This window comes from Streptosporangium amethystogenes subsp. fukuiense (assembly GCF_042665875.1).
Lineage (GTDB): Bacteria > Actinomycetota > Actinomycetes > Streptosporangiales > Streptosporangiaceae > Streptosporangium > Streptosporangium fukuiense.
Window position 1 is genome coordinate 7,062,700 of sequence record NZ_JBHTEE010000001.1, and the last position, 22,851, is coordinate 7,085,550.

At 70.5% G+C, this 22,851-nt stretch carries 22 protein-coding genes, 1 tRNA gene and 1 riboswitch; of the genes, 9 read left to right on the forward strand and 14 right to left on the reverse strand.

Annotated elements, in window-relative coordinates; all coding sequences use genetic code 11:
* Positions 1 to 55: 55 nt before the first annotated feature.
* Entirely contained in the window at positions 56 to 1,417 is a 1,362-nt protein-coding gene (locus ACFQVD_RS31170; protein ID WP_343970751.1) for a glycosyltransferase 87 family protein, read from the reverse strand.
* A gap of 231 nt (positions 1,418 to 1,648) precedes the next feature.
* Between ACFQVD_RS31170 and ACFQVD_RS31175 the strand changes: the two genes are divergently transcribed.
* The gene (locus ACFQVD_RS31175) at positions 1,649 to 3,928 is read left to right on the forward strand and encodes a hypothetical protein (protein ID WP_343970748.1); all 2,280 of its coding nucleotides are present in this window, start codon (positions 1,649 to 1,651) and stop codon (positions 3,926 to 3,928) included.
* Here ACFQVD_RS31175 and mptB read toward each other — a convergent pair.
* The 3 genes from mptB to ACFQVD_RS31190 all read right to left on the reverse strand — a co-directional run bounded on the left by mptB (position 3,810) and on the right by ACFQVD_RS31190 (position 6,596).
* Complete coding sequence (gene mptB, locus ACFQVD_RS31180; RefSeq protein WP_343970745.1) at positions 3,810 to 5,285, reverse strand: polyprenol phosphomannose-dependent alpha 1,6 mannosyltransferase MptB; 1,476 nt, start codon at positions 5,283 to 5,285, stop codon at positions 3,810 to 3,812. The two genes, ACFQVD_RS31175 and mptB, sit on opposite strands and share 119 nt — an antisense overlap.
* A gap of 228 nt (positions 5,286 to 5,513) precedes the next feature.
* Positions 5,514 to 6,194, reverse strand: a complete 681-nt coding sequence (locus ACFQVD_RS31185; RefSeq protein WP_343970742.1) for a glycosyltransferase family 2 protein — start codon at positions 6,192 to 6,194, stop codon at positions 5,514 to 5,516.
* A gap of 48 nt (positions 6,195 to 6,242) precedes the next feature.
* Positions 6,243 to 6,596, reverse strand: coding sequence for an STAS domain-containing protein (locus tag ACFQVD_RS31190; protein ID WP_343970739.1), 354 nt, complete (start codon positions 6,594 to 6,596; stop codon positions 6,243 to 6,245).
* Positions 6,597 to 6,825: 229 nt separating this feature from the next.
* On the opposite strand from ACFQVD_RS31190, the gene ACFQVD_RS31195 reads away from it, so the two are divergent.
* The gene (locus tag ACFQVD_RS31195) at positions 6,826 to 7,338 is read left to right on the forward strand and encodes a hypothetical protein (protein WP_343970736.1); all 513 of its coding nucleotides are present in this window, start codon (positions 6,826 to 6,828) and stop codon (positions 7,336 to 7,338) included.
* 86 nt (positions 7,339 to 7,424) lie between these two features.
* On the opposite strand, the gene ACFQVD_RS31200 is transcribed toward ACFQVD_RS31195, so the two are convergent.
* A complete protein-coding gene (locus ACFQVD_RS31200) occupies positions 7,425 to 8,552 on the reverse strand; it encodes a sensor histidine kinase (RefSeq protein WP_343970733.1) in 1,128 nt (375 codons plus the stop codon).
* Positions 8,549 to 9,244: a response regulator transcription factor gene (locus ACFQVD_RS31205; RefSeq protein ID WP_343970730.1), complete on the reverse strand. Its 696-nt coding sequence runs from the start codon at positions 9,242 to 9,244 to the stop codon at positions 8,549 to 8,551. The genes ACFQVD_RS31200 and ACFQVD_RS31205 overlap by 4 nt, the downstream gene beginning before the upstream one ends.
* A 116-nt stretch (positions 9,245 to 9,360) precedes the next feature.
* Between ACFQVD_RS31205 and ACFQVD_RS31210 the strand changes: the two genes are divergently transcribed.
* The 3 genes from ACFQVD_RS31210 (at position 9,361) to ACFQVD_RS31220 (ending at position 10,589) form a co-directional block, all read left to right on the forward strand.
* Positions 9,361 to 9,528 carry a hypothetical protein gene (locus tag ACFQVD_RS31210; RefSeq protein WP_343970727.1) on the forward strand — a complete coding sequence of 56 codons (168 nt, stop codon included), beginning with the start codon at positions 9,361 to 9,363 and terminating at the stop codon, positions 9,526 to 9,528.
* Positions 9,525 to 9,791 carry a DUF6412 domain-containing protein gene (locus ACFQVD_RS31215; protein ID WP_343970724.1) on the forward strand — a complete coding sequence of 89 codons (267 nt, stop codon included), beginning with the start codon at positions 9,525 to 9,527 and terminating at the stop codon, positions 9,789 to 9,791. Before ACFQVD_RS31210 ends, ACFQVD_RS31215 begins: the two co-directional genes overlap by 4 nt.
* A gap of 102 nt (positions 9,792 to 9,893) precedes the next feature.
* Positions 9,894 to 10,589, forward strand: coding sequence for a YidC/Oxa1 family membrane protein insertase (locus ACFQVD_RS31220; protein ID WP_343970721.1), 696 nt, complete (start codon positions 9,894 to 9,896; stop codon positions 10,587 to 10,589).
* Between the two features lie 74 nt (positions 10,590 to 10,663).
* Here the strand turns inward: ACFQVD_RS31220 and ACFQVD_RS31225 are convergent, their stop codons facing one another.
* Both ACFQVD_RS31225 and ACFQVD_RS31230 read right to left on the reverse strand, forming a co-directional pair.
* Complete coding sequence (locus ACFQVD_RS31225) at positions 10,664 to 11,113, reverse strand: ATP-binding protein (RefSeq protein WP_051753245.1); 450 nt, start codon at positions 11,111 to 11,113, stop codon at positions 10,664 to 10,666.
* 156 nt (positions 11,114 to 11,269) lie between these two features.
* Complete coding sequence (locus ACFQVD_RS31230; protein ID WP_343970718.1) at positions 11,270 to 13,141, reverse strand: sensor histidine kinase; 1,872 nt, start codon at positions 13,139 to 13,141, stop codon at positions 11,270 to 11,272.
* Positions 13,142 to 13,266: 125 nt separating this feature from the next.
* Between ACFQVD_RS31230 and ACFQVD_RS31235 the strand changes: the two genes are divergently transcribed.
* The gene (locus tag ACFQVD_RS31235; RefSeq protein ID WP_343970715.1) at positions 13,267 to 13,827 is read left to right on the forward strand and encodes a methylated-DNA--[protein]-cysteine S-methyltransferase; all 561 of its coding nucleotides are present in this window, start codon (positions 13,267 to 13,269) and stop codon (positions 13,825 to 13,827) included.
* Positions 13,828 to 13,842: 15 nt separating this feature from the next.
* Here the strand turns inward: ACFQVD_RS31235 and ACFQVD_RS31240 are convergent, their stop codons facing one another.
* From ACFQVD_RS31240 to ACFQVD_RS31260, 5 genes are all read right to left on the reverse strand, one after another.
* Positions 13,843 to 15,189: a purine-cytosine permease family protein gene (locus ACFQVD_RS31240; protein ID WP_343970712.1), complete on the reverse strand. Its 1,347-nt coding sequence runs from the start codon at positions 15,187 to 15,189 to the stop codon at positions 13,843 to 13,845.
* A riboswitch (TPP riboswitch) is annotated at positions 15,180 to 15,319 on the reverse strand. Its footprint overlaps the gene before it by 10 nt.
* 116 nt (positions 15,320 to 15,435) lie before the next feature.
* Positions 15,436 to 15,759 carry a rhodanese-like domain-containing protein gene (locus ACFQVD_RS31245; RefSeq protein WP_343970709.1) on the reverse strand — a complete coding sequence of 108 codons (324 nt, stop codon included), beginning with the start codon at positions 15,757 to 15,759 and terminating at the stop codon, positions 15,436 to 15,438.
* Positions 15,760 to 15,995: 236 nt separating this feature from the next.
* Positions 15,996 to 16,601: a TenA family protein gene (locus ACFQVD_RS31250; RefSeq protein WP_343970706.1), complete on the reverse strand. Its 606-nt coding sequence runs from the start codon at positions 16,599 to 16,601 to the stop codon at positions 15,996 to 15,998.
* Positions 16,602 to 16,616: 15 nt separating this feature from the next.
* Entirely contained in the window at positions 16,617 to 17,183 is a 567-nt protein-coding gene (locus ACFQVD_RS31255; protein ID WP_343970703.1) for a DM13 domain-containing protein, read from the reverse strand.
* Positions 17,184 to 17,304: 121 nt separating this feature from the next.
* Positions 17,305 to 18,564: an LCP family protein gene (locus tag ACFQVD_RS31260; RefSeq protein WP_343970700.1), complete on the reverse strand. Its 1,260-nt coding sequence runs from the start codon at positions 18,562 to 18,564 to the stop codon at positions 17,305 to 17,307.
* A gap of 294 nt (positions 18,565 to 18,858) precedes the next feature.
* Between ACFQVD_RS31260 and ACFQVD_RS31265 the strand changes: the two genes are divergently transcribed.
* Together ACFQVD_RS31265 and ACFQVD_RS31270 are read left to right on the forward strand one after the other, a co-directional pair.
* Entirely contained in the window at positions 18,859 to 20,334 is a 1,476-nt protein-coding gene (locus tag ACFQVD_RS31265; RefSeq protein WP_343970697.1) for a hemolysin family protein, read from the forward strand.
* A complete protein-coding gene (locus tag ACFQVD_RS31270; protein WP_343970694.1) occupies positions 20,331 to 21,365 on the forward strand; it encodes a hemolysin family protein in 1,035 nt (344 codons plus the stop codon). The genes ACFQVD_RS31265 and ACFQVD_RS31270 overlap by 4 nt, the downstream gene beginning before the upstream one ends.
* A 480-nt stretch (positions 21,366 to 21,845) precedes the next feature.
* Here ACFQVD_RS31270 and ACFQVD_RS31275 read toward each other — a convergent pair.
* A tRNA-Leu gene (locus tag ACFQVD_RS31275) sits at positions 21,846 to 21,928 on the reverse strand.
* Between the two features lie 166 nt (positions 21,929 to 22,094).
* Between ACFQVD_RS31275 and ACFQVD_RS31280 the strand changes: the two genes are divergently transcribed.
* The gene (locus tag ACFQVD_RS31280; RefSeq protein ID WP_326646286.1) at positions 22,095 to 22,835 is read left to right on the forward strand and encodes a DUF3662 and FHA domain-containing protein; all 741 of its coding nucleotides are present in this window, start codon (positions 22,095 to 22,097) and stop codon (positions 22,833 to 22,835) included.
* The last annotated feature ends 16 nt before the right edge of the window (positions 22,836 to 22,851 follow it).

Sequence of the window (22,851 nt, forward strand, 5' to 3'; positions counted from 1 at the left end):
TTCACCTCACAAGTCACATCAGATTTGGTCATTTCACACCACGGATCACCCCGTATCAGCGGAGTGCCTGGAATGCCGCTCTCCGCCTGGGCAGCCACACCCCCAGCAGCCAGACCAGGAAAAGCGCGCCCAGCCCGAACCCGTTCTGCACGATCTTGCCAAGCACGGGACTGAGCACCGGGATCTCCGCCGCCTTGATCGTCACCCCCCACCAGGGGATCGGCAGCACGTAGTAGAGCCAGACCCCGGCGGCCACCCGGACCCTGACCGGGTCGCGCCCGTCGCCGGCCAGCGCCCCGAGCACCACGACCACCCAGGCCAGGTGGTGGATCCAGGCGACCGGGGAGAGCAGCACCGCCATCAGCCCGACCAGGGCGACCCCGGCCACCGGGTGGCCGTCGAGCAGCGCCCTGCGGGCGTGGCGGAAGCCGTACCAGGCGACCACCGCGACCAGCGCCGCCCAGAGCAGGCTCGTCAGCACGTCGGGCAGGTAGAGCCGGATGAGCATGCCGCGCATCGACTGGTTGGTGGTCGCGGCGTTGGCACCGAGCCGCTCGGGGTCGAGCAGCGCGCGGAACCAGAAGTCGGCGGCGTCCGCCGGGATCACCAGGAACGGCAGCAGGGTCAGCAGCGCGGCGGTGAGCGCGGCGATGAAGAAGGTGTCGCGCTGTTCCCGCCTCGCCCCGGGGCCGAAACCGGTGATGAGGAGGTAGATCAGGAAGACGCCGGGGGTGAGCTTGACCGCGGTGGCCAGGCCGATCAGCATGCCGCGCGGCCACACCGGGCGTCTGGCCACGCAGTCGGCCAGGCAGAGCGCGACGAGCAGGATGTCCACCTGGCCGAAGCGGACCTGGTCCCTGATCGGCATCAGATAGGTGCACGCGATCATCAGAACGGCGAACAGCAGCGGCACCCACAGCCGGTCCACCCCGCGCGGTCTCTTCAGAGCGCCCGCCCGGCCCGGCCCACGCGGCCGGGCAGGCGTACCGGGAACGACCGCCGGCGAGGCCGGCGCCGTGTCCCGGGTGCCCGCCCCGGCGAGCAGGGCGCGGAAGGAGAGCCCGACGGTGACCGCCAGGGTCAGGAAGATCAGTGCCGTCCACGCCCACTGCGCCGTCGGCCATGACACCGCCGCCAGCGGGGTGGCCAGCAGGGCGGCCACCGGCGGGTAGGTGAACGGCAGCAACTGCGGCGCCGGGGTGACGAACCCGTAGACGGACCGGCCCTCCAGGACCGCCTCCCCGCCGGTACGGTACACATCCAGGTCGACCAGGCGCTGGTCGTCCACGTTGCCCAGCCAGTAGAGCACCAGCGGGGCCACCGCCGCGGCGACCAGCAGCAGCGCGGACAGCCACCCCAACCACGTCAGCCACGTCCACGTGCGTCGTCCGGCCGTGGTCACCTCGCCAGTCCTCACGACCAGGCAGGCTACCGTGGGGCCGGGGAAACGGCCGCCCGACGGACACGGACAGGGGAATGGATGGCTTCGACACCGCGCGGTCGCGGGCTCGCGCGCCCGGCCGCCACCGGGACGCCTGGCACCGCGACACGGCCGAGGCGACCCCGGCCCACCACGGCAGCGTCCGCCGTAGCCGTACGCGGGTCATACGGCTCGAAGAGGAACCGGCCGACGGGGTTCTCCAGGACCGTGCTGATCACCGTGTCGCTGCTGCTGGCCGCGGTCTGCGGGCTCCTGGGAGCCTTTGGTGCCGGTACGGCGAGCGCCTCGGTGGCGAGGGTGCTTCCCGAGCGGGTCGTGGTCATCGGGGTACCGGGGCTGGAGTGGGGTGACCTGGACCCGGAGCGGACCCCGAACCTGTGGAGGCTCGTGGGCGAGGGCGGGTCCGCCTCCATGTCCACCCGGGCGGTTCCGCCGCCGGATCGGGGGATCACCTGCCCGGTGGCGGGCTGGCTGACGGTCTCCGCGGGTCAGCGGGCGGGGGCCCCGGGCGCGGGCTGCGCGCTGCCGCGCACGCCGGAGGCGACCTCCGACGGCGGGGCGAGCGTGCCCGGCTGGGACGAGCTGTCCGCTTTCAACGCCACCACCGCCTACCGGCCGGTCCTCGGGCAGCTGGGCCGGCTCGCGGCCGGAGCGGGCCTGAAGGTGGCCGCCGTCGGGCCGGGGGCCGCGCTCGCCGCCGCCGACACATCAGGAAAAATTGCGAAATACGCGGCGAACATCGAGGAACTCGGCGAGCTGTCCCCGTACGGGCTGATCGTGGTGGAAGCCGACGACCTGGCCAGGGCCTGGATCGGCGGCGGCCTCACCCCGGACGGCGTCCCGGTCGCGATGACCGCTCAGACCAGGCGGGAGGCCGTGGCCAGAGCCGACCGCGTGGTGGGCACGGTCCTCGACCGTCTGCCCCCGCCACCCGCGGCCGCCGGCGCCCCGGCGACGCCCCCCACGCCGACCTCCGAAACCGCGCGGACCCAGGAGGCCGGGAGGACATCCGGGAGCGGGACCACGGTCCTGCTCGGCGGCCTGGCCGACACCTCGACCGCACCGCACCTGCACGTGGCGATCGCCCAGGGCCCGTCCCCCGGCGGCGAGCCGTACCCGCGCGGTTACCTCACCGCCACCTCCACCCGCCAGGACGGCCTGGTCGCCAACACCGACCTGACCGCCACCGCGATCGACCTGCTGGGCCTGCGGGCCCCGAACGGGGTCGTCGGGCGCGCCTGGCAGAGTCAGGAGCCGAGCGGAGAGCCGGCCGCGGCGACCGTGCGGAAGCTGGCGGACGACGACCTGGCGAGCCAGGTACTGCGCGAGGTGCGAGGGCCGTTCTTCGCGGTGTTCGTGGCGGTGCAGATCCTGTTCTACCTGCTGGCCGCCGTCGCGATCCGGCGAGGCTGGGGCGGCTCCCGGGCCCTGACCACCGTCCAGGTCGTCGCCGTGGTCAGCGGGGCGATCGCGGTCTCCACCTTCCTGGCACAACTCGTCCCCTGGTGGAGCCTGCCCGCCCCGATGGCCGCGGTGATCGTGACGATCCTCGGATTCGCCTGCGTGATCGCGGGAGTGGCGTTCGCCGGACCGTGGCGGACGCACCCGCTCGGCCCGTTGACCGTGGTCGCCGCCATCACCTCGACGGCGTTGCTGGCCGACGTGATGACCGGCTCGGTGCTCCAGGTGAACGCGGTCACCGGCTACGAGCCGGTGACCGGCGGGCGCTTCTACGGTTTCAGCAACATCGCCTTCGCCGTCTACTCCGCCGGTACGATCCTGGCCCTGGCCGGGACGGCCCAGTGGCTGATCTCACGCGGCCGGCGCGGGCTCGCGCTCACGGTGTGCGTGGCGTACGGGGGGCTGGCGGTGTTCGCCGACGGCTGGCCCGCGTGGGGCGCCGACTTCGGCGGGGTCCCGGCGTTCCTGGTGGGGGTCGCCGTCTTCGTGATCCTGCTGGCCGGCGGGCGGGTCTCACCGGTCAAGCTGGGGCTGGCCGGTCTGGCGGGTGTCCTGCTGATCGGCACCATCGCGGTCGCCGACTGGCGCAGACCCGCCGACCAGCGCACCCACCTGGGCGCCTTCGTCCAGCAGGTGCTGGACGGGGAGGCATGGACCGTGGTGGGCCGCAAGTTCGGCGCGATGATCGGGGTCACGGTCGGCAACTGGTCGCTGTCCCTGCTCACGCTGGTCGCGCTGGCGTTCCTGTTCCTGGTGCTCGACCGCCCCTCACGATGGGGGGCCTCGGCCCTGGGCAGGGCCTACGCGCTCTCGCCCGCGCTGCGCGCCGGGCTGATCGGCGCGCTGGCCTGCGCGCTGATCGGCTTCCTGATGAACGACTCGGGCATCGCGATCCCGGCGATGGCGCTCACGGTCGCGGTTCCGCTGACGCTCGCCGCCTCCGTGCGCGCCCTGGCGCTCTCGCCGCCCAGCACACCAGGACGACCGTCAACGCCAGCAGCGTCCACGGCACCACCCGCTCCCTGAGCAGGGTCTTCATCCAGAGCAGGTCCTCGGGGCGCAGCGCCTCCCTGGCCGGCAGATAGCCCAGCGACAGCACGGCGACCCTGGCGACCATGAAGCCCTCCAGCGCGGGCCAGGACGCCATGGCCAGCAGCGCGAAGGCCAGCCCGTCGTACCAGGGCAGCGCGTACGGCGCGGCGAACAGCCAGGCGACCACCATCGCCGCGGCGACCGCGGGCGCGGTGTCACCGGACGCGGTTCCCGCGGGCAGTGCCCGCAGGAGCAGCCAGGCCAGGCAGACCATCAGCAGCAGGGAGCCGATCTGGATCCAGGCCGAGTAGGCGCCCGGCCCGAAGAGCGACTGGAACCCCACCTTGACGAGCTGCCAGGGCGTGGCGAGGGAGACCTTCTTGCTGGCGGCGCTCACCTGGTCGAGCACGTGCGGCCCGGCGAGGGCGTAGATCGCCACCACGGTGGCCGTCGCGGTCCCCGCCACCACGGCGAGCCTGCCCGGCGAGCGGCGCAACTCCCACGCCGGGCCGAGGGCGACAAGCCCGGCGTTGAGCTTGACCCCGATGCCCACCCCGAGCAGCAGCCCGGAGGCGGCCCCGCGAACCGTGAGCGCGGCGACCATGCAGGCGATGGCGAGGGTGTCGATGTGCATCCCCGCCCCCAGGTGGTAGATCATCAGCGGGTTGGCCGCCCAGAGCAGCGCCGCCCGCCCGCGCAGTTCCTCGTCCCCCCTGGCGAAACGGTGCAGCAGCAGCGCCGTACCGATGAACGCCGCGGCGTTGACCACGGCCATCACGAAGACCGTCAGCCGGACCGAGTCACCGCCCACGAGGCTCGCCAGTGCCTGTACGGCGGTGGCGACCGGGCCGTAGACGCTGGTCACCCCGGCCCACTCCTCCACCGCGCCGGTGACCGGATCATGGGGCAGCAGGGCGGGGGTGATCGCGTAAGGGTCCTGGCCGAGCGTGACCAGCCGGCCGTACGCGGCGTAGTTGAGATGGTCGGCCGAGCCCGAGGGCGGCAGGAAGGCGAGCAGCCCCGCGGTGGCGCAGCCCGCCATGAGCAGCCATCGCGCCTCCGGCCTCCACCGGGACCTGAGCGCGGCGGCGAGCCCGAGCCCGCCCAGGACGATCGCGGCGGCGCCCATGGCGATGACCAGATGGGCGCTCACCGGAACGTCCAGCGAGTACGGCGGCTGCCAGGACGGCCCGGGCAGCCTCGGGACCATGGCGGAGGGCCCCAGCAGCCCGATCAGGACCGTGACCGCCACCGAGAGCCCCATGGCCCCGAACGCGGCGATGTCGAGCCGCCGCGGCATGCCGCCGACGGGGCTCCGTCTCCTGTCGCCGACCGACGCCTCCAAGCTCACCCGCAGATTCCAGCACATCCTGCAGGTGCCCGGTACGGCAGCGGCGCGGCGGGCGACCTGTTCTCCCGGCGGCCCCGGCCGTCCTCGCATCCCGGACTCGACCTCGGCCGGCCCTCGACGACCAGCCGCACCGCCGACTCTCACGCGGCTCCGAACCGCGAAGACATCGAACATGCGGAGGCCGTGGAACCCGTGACGAGCCGTTCGGCCGAGTGAACGTTCCCGGGCCTAGCGGCGGACCAGCAGGGCGCGGGCGACGTCGCGGAACTGCTTGGCCCGATGGAGCTGGGCCCGCCAGTCGGTGCCGGTGGCCCGGTGGGCCATCTCCACCTGGACCTCGCGCACCCGAAAGCCCTTTCTGAGCAGATCGATCGTGAGACCGGTCTCCACACCGAAGCCGTGGGCCAGTGGCCGGGCGGCTTCGAAGGCCGCCCGGGTCAGGCAGCGCTGGCCGTTGAGCGGCTGGACGGGCGTCCAGCCGGTGGCACGCTCGACGCCCTCACGGGCGAGCTTCACGACGAACCCGTGGCCGCCGAGCTTCACCCGGGTGGCGAAGACGGCGATCGTCATGTCGACCTCGCCCGCCGCGACCGGCTCGATCAGCGGCGCGGCGGTACGGGCGGTCTCCCCCAGGTCGGCGTCGAGGAACAGCAGGTGCCGGGGCTCCTCGTCGTCGAGCAGGCGGACGGCCTCGGCACCGCTCTCCATCGCGGCGGCCTTGCCCCGGTTGTGGCTGTGCCGCACGACGTGGGCTCCGGCCGCCTTGGCCACCCGTCCCGTCTGGTCGGTCGAGCCGTCGTCGACGACCATGACGAGATCGACGCCGGGGAGCGTCAGGGCCGCGGCCACGGTCGCCCCGATCCGATCGTCCTCGTTCTTGGCGGGAATGATCGCCGCCGTACCGGTCATCTAACACCTCCGACATGGAAACCCCGGGCATCGGCCGTGGGGAGAGGGTCACCCCTGGGATTCGGAGGTCATCAGCTTCTCCGGCAGGGTCTCGTGCACGACGAAGACCGAGTCTAGGCCCGTGACCTGAAGGATCTTGCGTACGGCGGGCCTGGGTGCCGCCACCTCCAGCGTGCCGCCGCGCTCGCGCAGCCGCTTGAGCGCGGAGAGCAGCACGTTCATGCCGGTGGAGTCACAGAACTCCACGGCGGACATGTCGAGGACCACGAGCATGGTCTGGCTCTGCCCGAGCAGCCGGGTGAACTCGGCCTGCAGGCGAGGTGCGGTGTATAGGTCGATTTCGCCAACGATGGTCACGACGGTGTGACCGGCATGAGATCGAGTTGCGACTTTTAGCTCCACAGCGGGCACACTAGCGGCGCGAGAGCCACCGGTCACGCTCTCTTGAACAACCCGAGTCGTCCGCCCTTTGTCCCCCGTTTCGGCCTCACGGAAACCCGGAGTGCGCGAAGCTTGACACTGCGCAACACCGGCTTGGCCGGAAAAGGGAGAAGACCCGACACCTCCCGATCATCGCTGCGCCACGGCGGTGACAGCCGCTGAGTTACAGGAAACGGGCTCGAACGTATCGATGAACACCGACCTACCCGAGGATCTCCAGCGGCAGCGGCTCCGGGAACACCTGGAGTCCATGATCACTCGTACCGACAGGGCCACCTCGTGGCGCGACGCGGCGAGTTCACTGCGGAACCTGGTGAACCACGAGGGACACGTCCCGATCAGAACCAGCCTGTCGACCGAGGACCTCGACTTCCTCGAAGGGGCACGCGAAGAGCTCCTCGACCTCGCCACGCTCGGCGTCAGGCTGCTCGACCTGCACCAGCCGCGTGACGCGGGCGGCATCACCAGCGACACGGCACATCCGATCCTGCGCTGCCGCAGTTGCATGTGGCGCTGGCCGTGCCCGACGTTCCGGGCGATGGTGGAGTCCCTGGGCACCACCAGGAGGCTCACCTCCTGCCGGCACGTCGAAACCGACGCCGCCGAGGACGACGAGCGCGCGCGGATGCCCCTCATGGTCTCGGTGAGACCCGGGAGCGACGCCACGACCGCGCCGACCTCCAACGGCAACGGTCCCGGCTGACGGCCCGAACCGGCGGCTCGCCGCACCCGGGCCGATCGGATCAGGGCCGGTGACACCGCCCCACGACGACGGCCGGGCGGTGCCGTTCAGACGGAGATCGGCAGGCGGATCTCGAAGCGGCAGCCCGGACCGGAGTTGACGACGCCGATCACTCCCTCGTGGGCCTCGACGATGCCGCGCGCGATCGCCAGGCCGAGGCCCGCTCCGGCACCGTCGGCACTGGGCGTGCGGGCCGCCTCGCCGCGGAAGGCGACGTCGAAGACGCGGGGCAGGTCGTCCACCGGGATGCCGCCGCAGCAGTCGGCGACGGACAGGCAGGCGATCCCGCCCTCGACCGAGGCGCGGACCAGGACGGAGCCGTCGCCGGGGGTGTGCCTGATCGCGTTGACCACCAGGTTGCGCAGCGCCCGGGAGAGTTCGGCCGCGTCGGCCTGGACGGGGATCACCGGGCCGACCTCGCCGGCCAGCCGCACCCCCTTGGCTCTGGCCAGTTGCTCCACCCCGGCCAGCGCGTCGGCGACCAGGTCGCTGAGGCCGATCCGGTTGCGCGACAGGCGCAGCGCCCCCGCGTGGATCTTGGACAGCTCGAAGAGGTCGTCGACCATTCCCGACAGCCGGTCCACCTCCAGACGGATCTGCCGGTGGTAGCGGCCTACGGTCTCGGGGTCGGCGACCACCCCGTCCTCCAGGGCCTCCGCCATGGCCCGCATGCCCGCCAGCGGGGTACGCAGGTCGTGGCTGACCCAGGCGACGAGCTCACGGCGCGCGCTCTCCAGGGCACGCTCGCGCTCGTGGCCCAGGCGCAGTCGCCGGTAGGCCTGATCCAGGCTCCCGGCGATCGTGCCGAGCTCGGCGGGGAGACCTCCGGGCGGGGTGAACTCCCCCGAGGCGGGCACCGCGTGCACGGCGTCGACGAGCCTGCGGCTGGCCGCCACCACCCGGCGGGCGAGCACCGTCGCGACGCCCAGCCCGACCAGGCCACCCACCACGACCACACTGAGCACGATGTCCCTCGACGTACCCTCAATGATCATTTTCAGGGTGATGGCGACCACGCCGCCCACCGTCGCCAGCACGGTCACCACGACGACCACCGCGAGCATCGCGCCGATCGACCGCTCGCGCAGCAGCCACATCGCCCCCAGCCCGGCGAGCGCGACCAGCAGGCCGAGGCCGGCGGTGACCGCGACGATCAGCAGAATCTCGGGGATCACGGCTCGGCCAGCGGCTCGTAGCGGTAGCCGACGCCCCACACCGTGACGATGCGCCGGGGAACGGTCGGATCCGGCTCGATCTTCTCGCGGAGACGGCGGACGTGGACGGTCACCGTGGAGGAGTCGCCGAAGGACCAGCCCCAGACCTGGTTGAGCAGCGCGGATCGACTGAAGGCCTGGCGGGGGTTGCGCATCAGGTGGGCCAGAAGATCGAACTCGCGGGCGGTCAACATGATCTCGCCACCTCGGAACCGCACCTCGTGCGCCCCGACGTCGACGGTCAGATCGCCGTCCCTGAGCACCCCGGTACCGGTCGGCAGCGAGGCGCCGCGCGCCCGCCGCAGCACCGACTGCACGCGCAGGGCCAGCTCTCTGGGACTGAAGGGCTTGGTGACGTAGTCGTCGGCACCGGTCTCCAGCCCGACGACCCTGTCCATCTCCTCGCCCAGCGCGGTCAGCATGATCACTGGAACCGGCCACCGCTCCCTGAGCTTCCTGCACACCTGGAGTCCGTCCATCCTGGGGAGCATCAGGTCGAGCACCATCAGGTCCGGCGGGTTGGACAGCGCGCGCCTGAGCGCCTCGGCGCCGTCTCCGACGCACTCGACCACGTGACCGTCACGTTCCAGGTAGCGGGCCACCACCTCGGCCACCATCGGATCGTCGTCGACCACCAGAATCCGCGCGCTCATGACCTCAACGGTAGGCCCGCCAGAGGAGATCCCTAAGCCGTGTCACCGGTCCGTAAGCACTCGATCGTTACGATCAAGGCGCCCGCCGTTCCTCCCGTCGGCGTACGGTGGAGCACATGAGTCGTATCGTGCTGGCGGTCCTGGGCGTCCTGCTCGCGCTCTATGTGGTGTTCGGGCTCGTGCTGCCCGCCCTTTTCGGGCTGCTGAAGTTCGTGATCGTGTTGGCGGTCGTGGCCTTCGTGGTCGTCGCCCTGGTCACCGTGGTCTCCAAGTCCAAGAGTTGAACCTGCTCCTCGCCGTCCAGACACTGGTGGTCTGGATGTTCGACGGCGGCGGCGTCCTGACGGCGACCGCCGTGGTCGGGCTGGGCGTGCTCCTGCTCGCCTGGGCACTGCGACCGGCGCCCGTCACCTCCGGCGCGCGGGCGCGGTCGCCGCTGTCGCGGCGCGATCGGGCCAGGCGGACGATGTTCGTCCGGCAACGCGACCCCGACGCGGCCGGGAGGTCCCGGCCCAGAGCACCCTCCGCGGGCCCGGCGCCCGCGTAACCCCCCGCGACCACCGTGTGCCGCGCGCACACGCTCTGAAGACCCCCGCGGTGCGCGGGCGTCCTCTGTACCGTCCCCACTCCGGTCAGAAGGGCCCCGACCATGTTCGACCCCGTCATCGGGTTCACCGCCGACCTCATCACCGCGCTCGCCGGGCCACTGGGCTCCACCGCGCTCGCGATCGTCGTTTTCACGCTCCTCGTCCGGCTCCTGCTGCTCCCGCTCAGCGTCATGCGGGCCAGGGGTGAGCGGGCCAGGATCCGCCTCGCCCCGGAGATCCGGGAACTCCGGAAACGTCACGGCCGCCATCCCGAGCGGCTCCAGCGGGAACTGGCCGCCCTCTACGCCAGGGAGAGGACCTCACCACTGGCAGGCTGCCTGCCGTCGGCGGCGCAGTTGCCGTTCCTCATGGTGACCTACCAGGCGTTCGTCTCCTCGACGATCGCCGGTCAGGCCAACGCGCTGCTGACCCATGGGCTCCTCGGGGTGCCGCTCGGCCAGCAGTTCGCGGGCACGGTGGCCGGGTTCGGGCTGCTCAGTGGTCCGACCCTGGTCTTCGCCGGGCTTTTCCTGCTGCTCGTCGCCATGGCGTGGGTCGCCTCCCGCCAGACGCGGAGCACGATGAGCGAGGACGTCCAGCCCGCGGTGCTGCGCCGGGTGCTGCCCCTGCTGCCGTACGGAACCGTTCTGGTCGCGGCGGTGCTGCCGCTCGCGGCCGGGATCTACCTGCTCGTCACGACGGCCTGGACCACCGGGGAGCGGGCGATACTGCACCGGCCCGCGCTCGCCGGAGGCTGACGGCACTCCGGACGGCGGGGGAGGTGCCGTCCCGCTTCATGACAGGCCAAGCGGGACGGCACCCGACGGAAGGGCTATCCGCATTCCCTGAGGGCGGGTTCCGGGGTGGAAACATGGCCGTTACCTACCGTGTTGACCGCCGTGACCACCGCCCAGACCGTGGTGATGTCCCCCTCGTGTCTGACTCCCCATGTCGAGGCCAGATATTCGACGATTCCGAGGCCTCGCCCTCCCAGGGAGGAGAGCGTCGGGCGCCCTGCTCTTGGTTCGGTGGCCGCACCACCGTCACTCACCGCAACCTCGACCTGCTCCTCGGTCCAGTGCCATGACACCCTGATCTGCCCCGACGGCAACGGATGCGCGTGACGCAGCGCATTGCTCAGCAGCTCGCTGACCACGAGTACCGCGTCGTCTATAGCGGTCTCGTACACACCCCGTTCCTGCAGGTCAGAGCAGAGGCGTTGGCGTGCGACAGCGACGCTGGACGGTGCATACGGCAACAACACGACGCTCGACGCACTCACCTCCCCGTATGCTTTTCCCCCCTGAGGAACTCACCCCAGTACGACCGAAATGCCCCGTTAGATAGTCTCGGAAACCGAGCAGCAATTACAGCTTGTGCACATTCGACAATAGATCAGCGGATCCGTTACCGACTCGTTACCGCCTTGGCGTGTCGATCAGGTAAGAGCGTCCGGCGTGTCGGCGATACGGAGGGCCAACCTCATCCGGGTGCCGCCCGCGGGGCGTGGATGCGCCGACACCTCTCCTCCCTGGGCCCGTGCCAGGCTGCGCACGATGTAGAGACCAAGCCCGACTCCGCCGAACCTGCGGCGGTCGCCGCTGTCCGCCTGGACGAAGCGGTCGAAGACGCGCTCCCTGCTGGCCTGGGCGATGCCCACGCCCTCGTCGTCCACGACCAACACCACCCGGTCACCATCCACCCATGCCTCTACCCTGATCAGGCCACCGTCCGGCGAATATTTGAAAGCGTTCTCCAGCAGCTGGGCCAGCAGGATATCGGTGGCCAGCGCGTCGCCGGAGACCAGGGGCAGGTCATCGGGCACGTCGACCTCGACCCGGTGCAGATCCGACAGGATCGGCAGGCCCAGGGTGGCTCCCCGCACCAGCTCGGCCAGGTCGAAGCCCTCGATTCTGAGCGTGAGCTCACCGGCCCCCGCGCGCGAGCCCAGCAGCAGGTGGTCCATGAGCTGGCCGAGGGAACGGGCCCGCTCGGCGATGATGCGCACCGCGGCACGGCGCTCGGTGTCGGTCATGCTGTCCCAGCGGTCGTCGAGGGTGCCGGCGAAGCCGCGGACCACGGTGATCGGGGTGCGCAGTTCATGGCTGGTGGTGGCCAGGAAGAGATCCTTGGCCTCCTCCAGTTCCTTCGCGCGGGTGATGTCGCGGAAGTCGACCACGATCTCGCCCGTCTCCACGATCTCCGCGCAGAGCACGTCCAGCCAGGTGCCCGAGGGCAACTGGATGGTGAGCTTCTCTCCCGGCGCCGGGAGCTGGAACGGGGGCGGGCCGCCGATCACCTCGGCGGAGTGGAAGCCGGTCAGCTCGCCGGCGGCCGGGTTCCACTGGACGACCCGGCCCAGCTCGTCGAGGACCGCTATGCCGTCGGCGCTGGCGTCGAACACCGCCCGCTCGTGGGCCCGCTGCCGTACGGCCTCCTGGTAGGCCATCGCGTTGCCCACGGCGATGCCCGCGTGACCCGCGAGGAGCTCCAGCAGCTCCAGCTCCAGGTGGCCCACCTTGCGCTTGGCGAAGAGCGCGTACAGCGCGCCGTACGGTCGCCCGCCCATGGCCGCGAGACCGAGTGCGATGGTGTGCAGGCCGGGCAGCTGCGACCAGATCAGCTCGTCCAGCCGGTCCTGGTCACCGGTCTCCAGCAGGACGGTCCTGCCCTCGCGCAGCAGCTTGCCGACCAGGCTGGTGCGAAGGTCCGCCGTGGAGTTCCGCATCGAGCCGGGAAGGTTGTGACGGGCCACGAGGCGGAGCCGGTCGCCCTCGATGAGCACGAACCCGCCCGCGTCGGCCCCGGTCAGGTCGGCGAGGCTGGCCGCGATCCGGTCCAGCACCGCGGGCAGCTCCAGCTCGGCGTTGATGTCGGCGACCACGTCGGTGAGCCGGCGGACGAGCTGTGCCCGGCGGGCGTTGCGGTCGTTGGCGCTCTCGTCGTCCTGGGCCAGGTGGTAGACGCTGACATAACCGATGGGGGTGCCGTCCCGCGAGGAGAGCGCGCCGGTGTCCACCCGTAGATCGAGCAGGCTGCCGTCCCGGTGGAACCGCTTGGTCCGCAGCGACACCTGGCCGCCGGTGCGGACCTTCTCCAGGACCGCGTTGTGCTCGGCCATCAGCTCCTCGGGAACCACCGGAACCCGCCGGCCGACCGTCTCCTCGGCCGACCAGCCGAAAAGGCGCTCGGCGGCGGGATTCCAGGCGATGACCGTCTGTTCGCGATCAATGGCGACGATCGCGTTGGGCGCGTCGGCCACGACCGCCCGGCCGATGCCCTCGTCATTGTCGGCCGTGTAGTCCACCACACACCCATAGTGCCGTCTCAACCGGCCTGATCTTGGCACTTTCGTCCCGCACGTGTTGCCACTGGCCGGGCGATCCGTCCGATACTCTGCGGTCACCACACACCTGGATACGAAAGGGTGGGGCCATGTCATCCGGCGACATCGATGCATTGCTACGGGTGACCTCGCCCGACTACGTCGGCACGAGCCATCCCGACATCGCGTTCGGCACGCTCGACGGACCGCTGGGGCGTCTTACCCTCGCCGTGACGGGCCGGGGTGTGGTGGCCTGCAGCTACGAGGACGAGAACGTCGTCTTCGAGCGGATCAGCAGGGAGGTCGGCACCTTCATCGGGCCGGACCCCCGGCGGCTCGACCCGGTCCGCCGGGAGCTGGACGCCTACTTCTCCGCCCGGCTCCGGGCCTTCACCACAACGGTGGACCTGCGCCTGGCCACCCAGTTCTCCAGGACGGTGCTGCAGATGATGCTCTCGGTGCCGTACGGGACGGTGACGACCTACCGCGAGATCGCCGAGCGGATCGGCAGGCCGCGGGCGCTGCGCGCGGTCGGCAACGCGCTGGGCAGCAACCCGGTGTGCGTCATCGTGCCGTGCCACCGGGTCGTCGAGAGCGAGTCGGTCCTTGGCGGGTACGCCGGGGGCTCGGCCGCCAAGGAACGCCTGCTGCGCATCGAGTCCCGCGCTTAGCGCGCCTCCGCCCGGTCAGGAACGGCGCCGGAGCGCACCGGTGCCCAGGGTGACGAGACCCGCGGCGAGGAACGCGCCGACGGCCGCGCTCATCCACGGCTGCGGGACGAAGCCGAGCAGGTCACGGGCATCGGTCCAGAACGAGGTCCACCAGGCCAGCTCCGGGGCGACCGGCAACGCGGCGAGCATCCACCACGCCGCGAAGCCCAGCAGCCACGGGGCCACCATGAGCCAGCGCGAGGGCGCGCCGTCGGAGGTGTCCCAGCTCCTGGCGCCGCCGAGCAGGAAGTAGTCCACGGCGAGCACCGCGAACATCGGCACGAAGACCGCCCCGATCAGGCTCAGGAACGCGGTGTAGGTGTCGACCTTGACGAAGATCGCGAGCAGGGTGACCAGCACTCCGATGACCACGGAGATGACCCTGCGGTCCAGCCTGGGCATCAGGTTCTGCAGCGACATGGTGGTGGAGTAGACGTTCACGAACGACTGGTCGGTCTCCCTGAGCACCAGGATGCCGAAGAACAGCGGGCCGAGGGCCGCGGCCACGAAGGGGTCCCAGACCCGCCCGGTGTCGTTGCCGACCAGGGCGAGCGCCGCGATTCCCAGGACCAGACAGGCCACCTGGGTGATCGTGTAGCCGCCGACGACACCGGTGAACGTGGCCCTGCCGGACCTGGAGAACCGCGCGAAGTCCGCCGCGACCGGCACCCAGGAGACCGACAGCGCGATCACGTAGTCGACCGAGGGCGCGAAGGCCTCCCACGATCCACCGCCGATGGACGGCCCCCGGCTGAACAGGGCGACCGCGAACCAGATCATCGAGACGACCACGCCGGCGGTGACGTACCGGCGGAGCAACCGGACCGCTCCCAGCGGCCGGATGCTCAGCGCGGTGGTGATCACCCCTCCGAGGACCACCCAGACCGCGTACGGCACCTCGAACCCGAAGGATCCGGCGATGGCCTGGGCGCCCTGGGCGATGACCCAGAGCTCGAACGCGCCCCAGCCGAGCATCTGGATGATGTTCAGCACGGTCGGCAGGTACGAGAGCCTGGCACCGAACAGCCCGCGGAGCAGGACCATCGCCGGAGCGCCGGTCCGCTGCCCGGGAATGGCGGCCAGGCCGACCATCGCGGTGCCGATGACGCTGCCCACGACGGCGGCCAGGATCGCGGCCACGAAGCTCAGCGGCCGGTCGCCGAGCGGATCGATCAGCGCGATCGCGCCGGAGAATCCGAGCAGGCTGACCCCCAGATTGGCCCAGAGCGCGCCCTGGTCGAGCACGCCGAGCTCCCTGGGAGGAGCCTCGTCGAGGGTGAGGGGGGCCTCGGCTGACTTGGAGTCAACGACGGCAGGCGACATCACACGCTCCCTACGCCGGCATTACCCGGACAGGTTCATGCGGTCGGCGGCGCGTCGGAGGGTCTGTGCGACCCTCTGCGTGGTTCCGCCCTCTCAGCCCGGTCACGCCCGAGCTCCCGCGGTAAATAATTCGCCCCGATTATGCCATTTATTCCTTTCTTGGCAAGGACCGCCATCTCGGTGGACGTCGACTCAGGCCACCTGGGCCACTGAAACCACTGGGACCACTGGGACCGCTGGGACCGCTCAGGCCACGAACGGGTCCTGACCGCTCTCGGCGACCATCGAACGCCCCGCCACCTCCCAGGACCGCATACCGCCGCCGACGTTGATCGCGTCCCAGCCCACGTGGTTGAGCCAGGCGGTGGCGTTGGCGGAACGGCCGCCGACCCGGCAGATCACGTAGACGGGCGCGCCCTTGGGCACCTCGTCGACCCGGGACTGCAGCTCACCCAGCGGGATGTGGACGGCTCCCGGCGCGTGCCCGGCACGCCACTCGTCGTCCTCGCGTACGTCGAGCAGGAACGCGTCATCCGGCACGGCCCGTGCCTCGACCTCAGGAACACTCATGCGCCCATTGTTCCAACTCCCACACCTGATGGGTGCGCAAAGCCTCTCGGACGCCCTCATCCGGACTCTCAATTTCCCCTGATAGCGAGCTAATTCACCACAACTGACCGACTGAATCAGCCGGCCTTCTGTGCCCCGTGGCCGAAGGATCGGCGACACCGGTGCCGAGGAGGGAGCCGAAGGCGCGGGAGGCCGGCGGGCCGGGAAAGACGAAAGGCCGCCGCGAGAGGACGGCCTCAGGGCACGTCCCAGAAGGCGAGTTCATGGGCCATTCCCTCGGTGAACAGCTTTTCCGCCCTACCGGGGTCGGGTGCCGCCTCGTCGATCATCACGGCGATGCGCTCGGTCAGCTCGGCGAAGGCCGGATGGGCGTAGGTGTCGACCCAGGCACGGTATCGCGGCTCGTCGGGCGGGTTCTCGGCCAGGGCCCGACCGAGCGTGGAGTAGCCCCACATGCAGGGGTAGAGCGCGGCCAGGCCATCGGCGTAGACGGCCGCGGAGTCTAGCAGGAAAGAGGTGTAGGCCGCGCAGGCAGGCCCCTTTCGCACCCCGCCGAGATCGGCGCCGAACTCCGCGGACAGCGAACGGTGCAGGTTCAGCTCCTCGTGGAATGTGGCGTGGGCCAGATCCACCAGGTCCCCCAGGTGCCCGTCAGGGGCCTGCCAGGCGAGTCGCGAGAAAACCCGCACGTAGTCGAGCAGGAACAGGTAGTCCTGCTCCAGCCAGGACCGGAACACCGGCTCGGGCAGGTCTCCTCGCGCGATGCCGACCACCGTCGGGTGCGCGAGCTGCGCCTCGACGAGCGGGCGGCCAATGGCATGCAGTTTCCCGGAAACACTCATAGTCCGGGCATTGTGTCAGGTGAGGGCGGCGGCGCCGAAGGAGACGCTGAAGCGCCTGCACCAGATGGTGACGCTCTTCAGGCTGTCGAGGTCGGCCCCCGCGGGGATGGCGTAGTTGGCGTTACCCCGGTTGCCCTTCAGCTCGCCGAGTTCGAGGTGCTTGCCGTCGTCCAGGTTGAACCATCCGGCCCTGCCCTCCTTGACGGGCTGGTCACTCAGCCAGACCCGCAGATCCGGGCCGTCGGAGGTGTCCAGGTCCTCGATCCGCAGGACCCGGCTCCCATCCGGGAGCTCCAGCACCCTCGCCTTGCCCGCGGTCTCGTGCTCGTGGGAGACGAACGTGCCCTTGGCCAGGATTCTTGGCTCCTCGGGGGCCTTGGCGGGCTCGCTCGCCCCGTCTTGCACCACCGGGGTCGCCTCCGGCTCGGAGGTCACGGCCACGGTCGGCAACGCCTCGTTCACCTCGACCGTGGTGAACAGGCGCCAGGGCTGGAACAGGTAGAGGGCGACGCCGAGCACGACGGCACCGACCGCCAGAACGCCCCACGTGGCGGGGTGTCGGAGCAGTCTTTTGATTCTCATCGAATACCTCCGGCGTGGGAGCCCCGGCTCTGTCTTCGACATCGAGGCTAATGGCGCCGTGGCCGCGCACCGCTTACGGAGTGCTTACGACCACGGCGCTCACCACGCGGAACGATGACGCCTACTTGGCGAGGACGTCCTTGGGGACGGGCTTGTCCTCGGCCAGCGCGTCGAACAGGCGCAGCGCCTTCTCCCGATCCCACTTGACGACCGCCTGACCGTTGATGGTGGGCAGGGAGCCGACCGGGACGACGGTGGTGACCGGGTTGTCGCCCATGGCCAGACCGAGGGAGAGCAGGTCGAAGGCACCGGTCTCCTCGCCCACGGACACCGAGTCGGCGGCGCTCAGCGCGAGCGGCACGGAGGTGAAGGGGTTGATCAGGACCCCGGGGCTGGCCGCCTTCTTCACCACCGCGGAGAAGAACTGGCGCTGGCGCTGGGTCCGGTCGAGGTCGGGGATCTTGCCGGTGGCACGGGTACGGACGTAACCGAGGGCCGTCCCGCCGTCCATGAGCTGGAGCCCCTTCTTCAGGTTGATCCCGGCCTTGGGGTCCCTGATGGCCTGCTTGACGTCGATCTCGACCCCGCCGATGGCGTCGACGATGCCCACGAAGCCGCCGAAGCCGATCTCCATGTAGTGGTCGAGCCGCAGCCCGGTCACCTTCTCCACGGTCTTGGCGAGCAGCTTGGGGCCGCCGTCCTGGAAGGCGTAGGCGGCGTTGAGCTTGTCGCTGCCGTGGCCGTCGATCGGCACGTAGGAGTCACGCGGCAGGCTGACCAGGGTCGGGCGGCCGTCACCGTCGGGAATGTGCAGCAGCATCATCGTGTCGGTCCTGCGGCCCACGGCCTTGCCCGTGGCGAGCTTCTTACGCTGTGCCGCGGTCAGGCCCTCCCGGCTGTCGGAACCGACCAGCAGCCAGTTGGTGCCGGGGGTGTCGGCGGGTCGGCCCTCGTAGTCGGTGAGCGCCTCGATCCTGGTCAGCCGTGAGTTAATCATGAAATATCCGCCGATGGCCACGACCAGCAGCACGACGAGCAGCCCGGCGAGGATCCGCACGATCAGCCTGCCCGGGCGCTTCGGGCGCCAGCTCGACGTCCGCTGCCCGCCGCCGTCACCCGAACCGCCGAAACCGGCGCGGGAGCCGTCGGAAGAGGCGTTCAGCGGTCTGACCGGGCTGGAGCCCGACCTGGCCTTGCCGTACACCCGTGAGCTTCCCCGGGGGGACGGCACCTCCTCGCCCCCGGACGCCTGCCGCCGGGCCGACGCCTGCCCGCCCGGCAGGGGGTGGGCGGGCTGCCCGGCCGCTCGCTGCGGCGCGGACCCCGGGGTGGGCGACCGCAGCGCGCGAGTGCGATCGTCGTCTTCGGGCCAGTCAGCCACGTCGTGTCCCGCCACTTCTCGATCTCATGATGAAAACGTCATTATCGACGCTACGTCGCGGCTCACGCGCATGCCGCGGAGTCCCCAAGGTTTCCCTATGTGAAAGTACTCAGACAGGTTGTTAGCCACCGACAATGCGATCGTCTGCTGATCCGGAAACATCAACCCCCACCCGGATCGTTACGGTAGAGAACTACCTCTGCTCGAAAGGATGATCGTGTCCACTCCGGACTCGTGGAGTACCTGCCCGTGCAAACGCACGGGAACCGCTGAACCAACCGGGAGAGCTACCCGGTGAGCACGGCTCTGGGCCTGCTGGCCGTACTTCTGCTCACCCTCGCCACCGGCTATTTCGTCGCCCAGGAGTTCGCCTTCGTCGCGGCGGACCGCGGCGTGCTGCGTGAGCAGGCCGACTCGGGCGACGTGGCCGCGGAACGGGCGCTGGAGGTGACGGGACGCCTGTCGTTCATGCTGTCGGGCGCGCAACTCGGCATCACCGTCACCGCGCTGCTCGTCGGTTTCATCTCCGAACCCGCCATCGCCACGGTCATCCGCCCCTGGCTGGAGGCCGCGGGAGTCCCGTCGGGTGCCGTACCCGGCATCGCCGTGGCACTGGCCGTCGCGGTCGCCACCGTCATCCAGATGGTCCTCGGCGAGCTCGCCCCCAAGAACCTCGGCATCGCCCGTCCCGAGCCGGTGGCGAAGTTCCTCGCCCGCTCGACGTTGATCTACCTGCGGATCGCCGGACCGATCATCCGGCTGTTCGACTCCGCCGCCACCGGCCTGTTGCGCCGGGTCGGCGTCGAGCCGGTGGAGGAGATCGAGCACGGCGCCAGCCCCGAGGAGCTGTCCCGGATCATCTCCGACTCCGCCAGCACCGGCGACCTGCCGCCGCGGCTGTCGGAGCTGCTCGAGCGCGCGCTGGAGTTCGGCGACCGTACCGCCGAGGACGTCATGGTGCCGCGTCCCCGCGTGGTGCTGCTGAGGGAGGAGCGCCCGATCTCCGACCTGATCGACGCCGTCCGCAGGCACGGTCACTCCCGCTACCCGGTGCTCTGCGACCAGAACGGCGACGACGTGGTCGGCGTCACCGGCGTGCGCGAGCTGCTCAAGTCGGGGCTGAGCACCGGAACACTGGAGAGGATCACCCGTCCCGCGCTCCTGGTGCCCACCTCCCTGCCGCTCCCCGTCGTGCTGGAGCGCATGCGCGCCGCCCGCGACGACCTGGCGTGCGTCATCGACGAGTACGGGGGCCTGGCCGGCGTGGTCACCGTCGAGGACCTCGCCGAGGAGCTCGTCGGCGAGCTCGTCGACGAGAACGACCCGGAGCCCGCGGGGGTCGTCGCGGGTGAGGAGGGCACCTGGGACCTGCCCGGCACGCTCAGGCTGGACGAGATCGAGCGGGCCATCGGGCTGCAGCTTCCGGAGAGCGACGACTACGACACCGTCGCGGGCCTCGTGCTCGCCACCCTCGGCCGGATGGCCGAGCCCGGTGACAGCGTGACCGTCACGCTGACCCTGCGGAACGACCCCCTGGAGAACGACGGCGCCGACGAGAAGGACGCGGTGCTCACCGTGCTGTCGGTGCATCGCCGGGTCCCCGAGTGGGTGCGGCTGTCACTCGCCGTACCTCGAAAGGACGATCCCGAGGGGGACGCGACGCCGGGAACGGCGGAGAGAGAGGATGATCCGGCGATGGCCGCGCCGCAGACGACCGAGCCTGTCCCGGAGACTTCCATGATCGTGCGGAGCGGGGTGAAGCGACGATGAGCACCACCGCCGCCCTGCTGCTCGGTGTGGCCCTGCTGATCGGCAACGCCTTCTTCGTCGCCGCCGAGTTCGCGGTGATCTCAGCCCGCAGGCACCGTCTGGAGGAGCTGGCGGGCAAGGGGGGCCGGTTGACCCGGATCGCCGCCCGCGCCGCGGTGCGCGGCGGTAGGGAGCTCTCCCTGATGCTGGCCGGTGCGCAGCTGGGCATCACGCTCTGCTCGCTCGGCCTGGGCATGGTGACCGAACCGGCCGTCGAGCACCTGCTGGAACCGGTCTTCGGCGCGGTCGGCGTGCCCGAGTCGCTGCGGGTCCCCATCTCGCTGATGATCGCGCTGGCTATCATCACCTTCCTGCACATGGTGGTCGGCGAGATGGCTCCCAAGTCATGGGCGCTGACCCATCCCGAGATCGCCGCGATGGGGCTGGCCCTGCCGTTCCGCGGCTTCACCTGGGTCGTCAGGCCGGTGCTCGCCGCGCTCAACAACCTGACCAACGGGATCCTGAAGCTGTTCGGCGTACATCCCAGGGACGAGCTGGCCACCACCAGGACCCCCGTCCAGCTGGCGATGCTGGTCGGTGAGTCGGGCCGGATGGGGCTGCTCGACCGGGACGAGCACGATCTGCTCACCCGGGCCCTGCGAGTGCACCAGCAGCCGGTCGAGCGGCTGATGCTGCCGCTGGCGAAGGCCACCTCGGTGCCCGGCGACGCGACGAGCACGCACATCCGCGAGGTGGCCGCGCGCGACGGGCACCTGCGCCTGCTGGTCACCTCCGGCCGGCCGCGCGACGTCCTGGGCGTGGTGCACATCAGGGACATCCTCGTCCGGCCGGACGCCAGTCCCGCGGAACTCGCCCGGCCGGTGCCCCGCCTGGACAAGGCCACCACGATCCCCGACGCCGTCTCCGCCCTCCAGGACGCCCACGCGCACCTGGGCCTCGTCACGGACGGCGGCGGCGAGGTGGTCGGCATGGTGAGCCTCACGGACCTTCTCGGCGAGATCCTGGGCGTCCGGGTGCTCGCGACCCGCTAGTGCGGCGGCCGGGGATCCTCATCCGCTTCCTGGGCACTCCACGCCGAGGTCGTCTTCGAGGCGCCCCGCCGTCGCGTCCGGTGAACGCGGGTGCCCATCGGTGAACGCCGGTGGGCACCCGCGGAACCACCGCGCCCCGGATCGGCCCGCCGATCCGGGGACCCGGCGGGCCGGGTGAGATCCTCTCGACCCGTTTTCTCTGTCAGCGTAATCAGCCAACCGGCAAACCCATGCAAGTCATCCGAAAGTGATCAGCAAGTGTGGCCGGGTAGAACGGGAAGGTGTGCCGCACCACCCCAGAAACCACAAGACCCACATGTAAGCCCCGAGGCTTCTCTACAACGGAGCGAACGGCTACCTTGATCGATAATCGACCCGGTCCGTCACGAGACCTCATGGATGACTCAGATGAATGCGCGGTTTCCCCGGAAACAGCAAGACCCCGGTCGCGGTATCCGCGTGACCGGGGTCATGATCTTGTGGGCGAGGAGGGATTTGAACCCTCACGTCCTTTCGGACACACGGACCTGAACCGTGCGCGTCTGCCGTTCCGCCACCCGCCCTTGTTGGGTGCGGTCGAAACATTAGCACGTATCAGCCGGTACCCACGAACCCGGATACGATCCTCCTAGATGCGAAAGCGGAGCAGCTGGGTGCGAGAGAGCGAGGACCGAGCCAACGAGCCCCCAAGCGGCCGCGACCACACAGACGGAGGAGGGGAGGTACCCGGTGGGAGTCCTGCAGCGTTTCGAGCGGAGGCTCGAAGGCTTGGTTGAAGGGGCCTTTGCGCGGGCGTTCAAATCTGACCTTCAGCCGGTAGAGGTCGCCAGTGCGGTCCAACGAGAGATGGACGAGCGGGCGGCGATCGTCGCCCAGGGACGCACTCTCGTGCCCAACGACTTCGTGGTCGAGCTGTCCACGACCGACAGCGAGCGGCTGGAGGTCTACGCGGACAGCATCGGCCACGAGCTGGCCAACCTCGCCAGGGAGTACGCCAAGGAACAGGGCTACTCCTTCGTGGGACCGGTCAGGGTCCGCTTCGAGACGGCAGACGACCTCGCGGTCGGCCTGTTCCGCATCCGCTCGGGCGTGATCCGTGGCGCGACGGTCGAACAGGACGAGATCCGCCAGCCGGTGAGCGACGTGCCCACCGCCAAACCTCACGCGTTCGGAGGCCGCCCCCGCCTGCTGGTGTCCACCCAGGACGACCCGCAGGGCCAGCGGTCCTTCGACCTGACAACCCCGGTGACCCTGCTCGGCAGGGGCACCGACTGTGATCTACGGCTGGTCGACCCGGGTGTGTCCCGGCACCACGCCGAGCTACGAGTGGAGGGCCCCCAGGTCGCGCTCGTCGACCTCGGCTCCACGAATGGCACCTTCGTCAACGGCCAGCCGGTTCGCCGGGTCGAGCTCCAGAACGGCACTCGCGTGACGCTGGGGCGAACGACTCTGGTTTTCCGGCGCGATTAAAGGTAAATAGACGGTC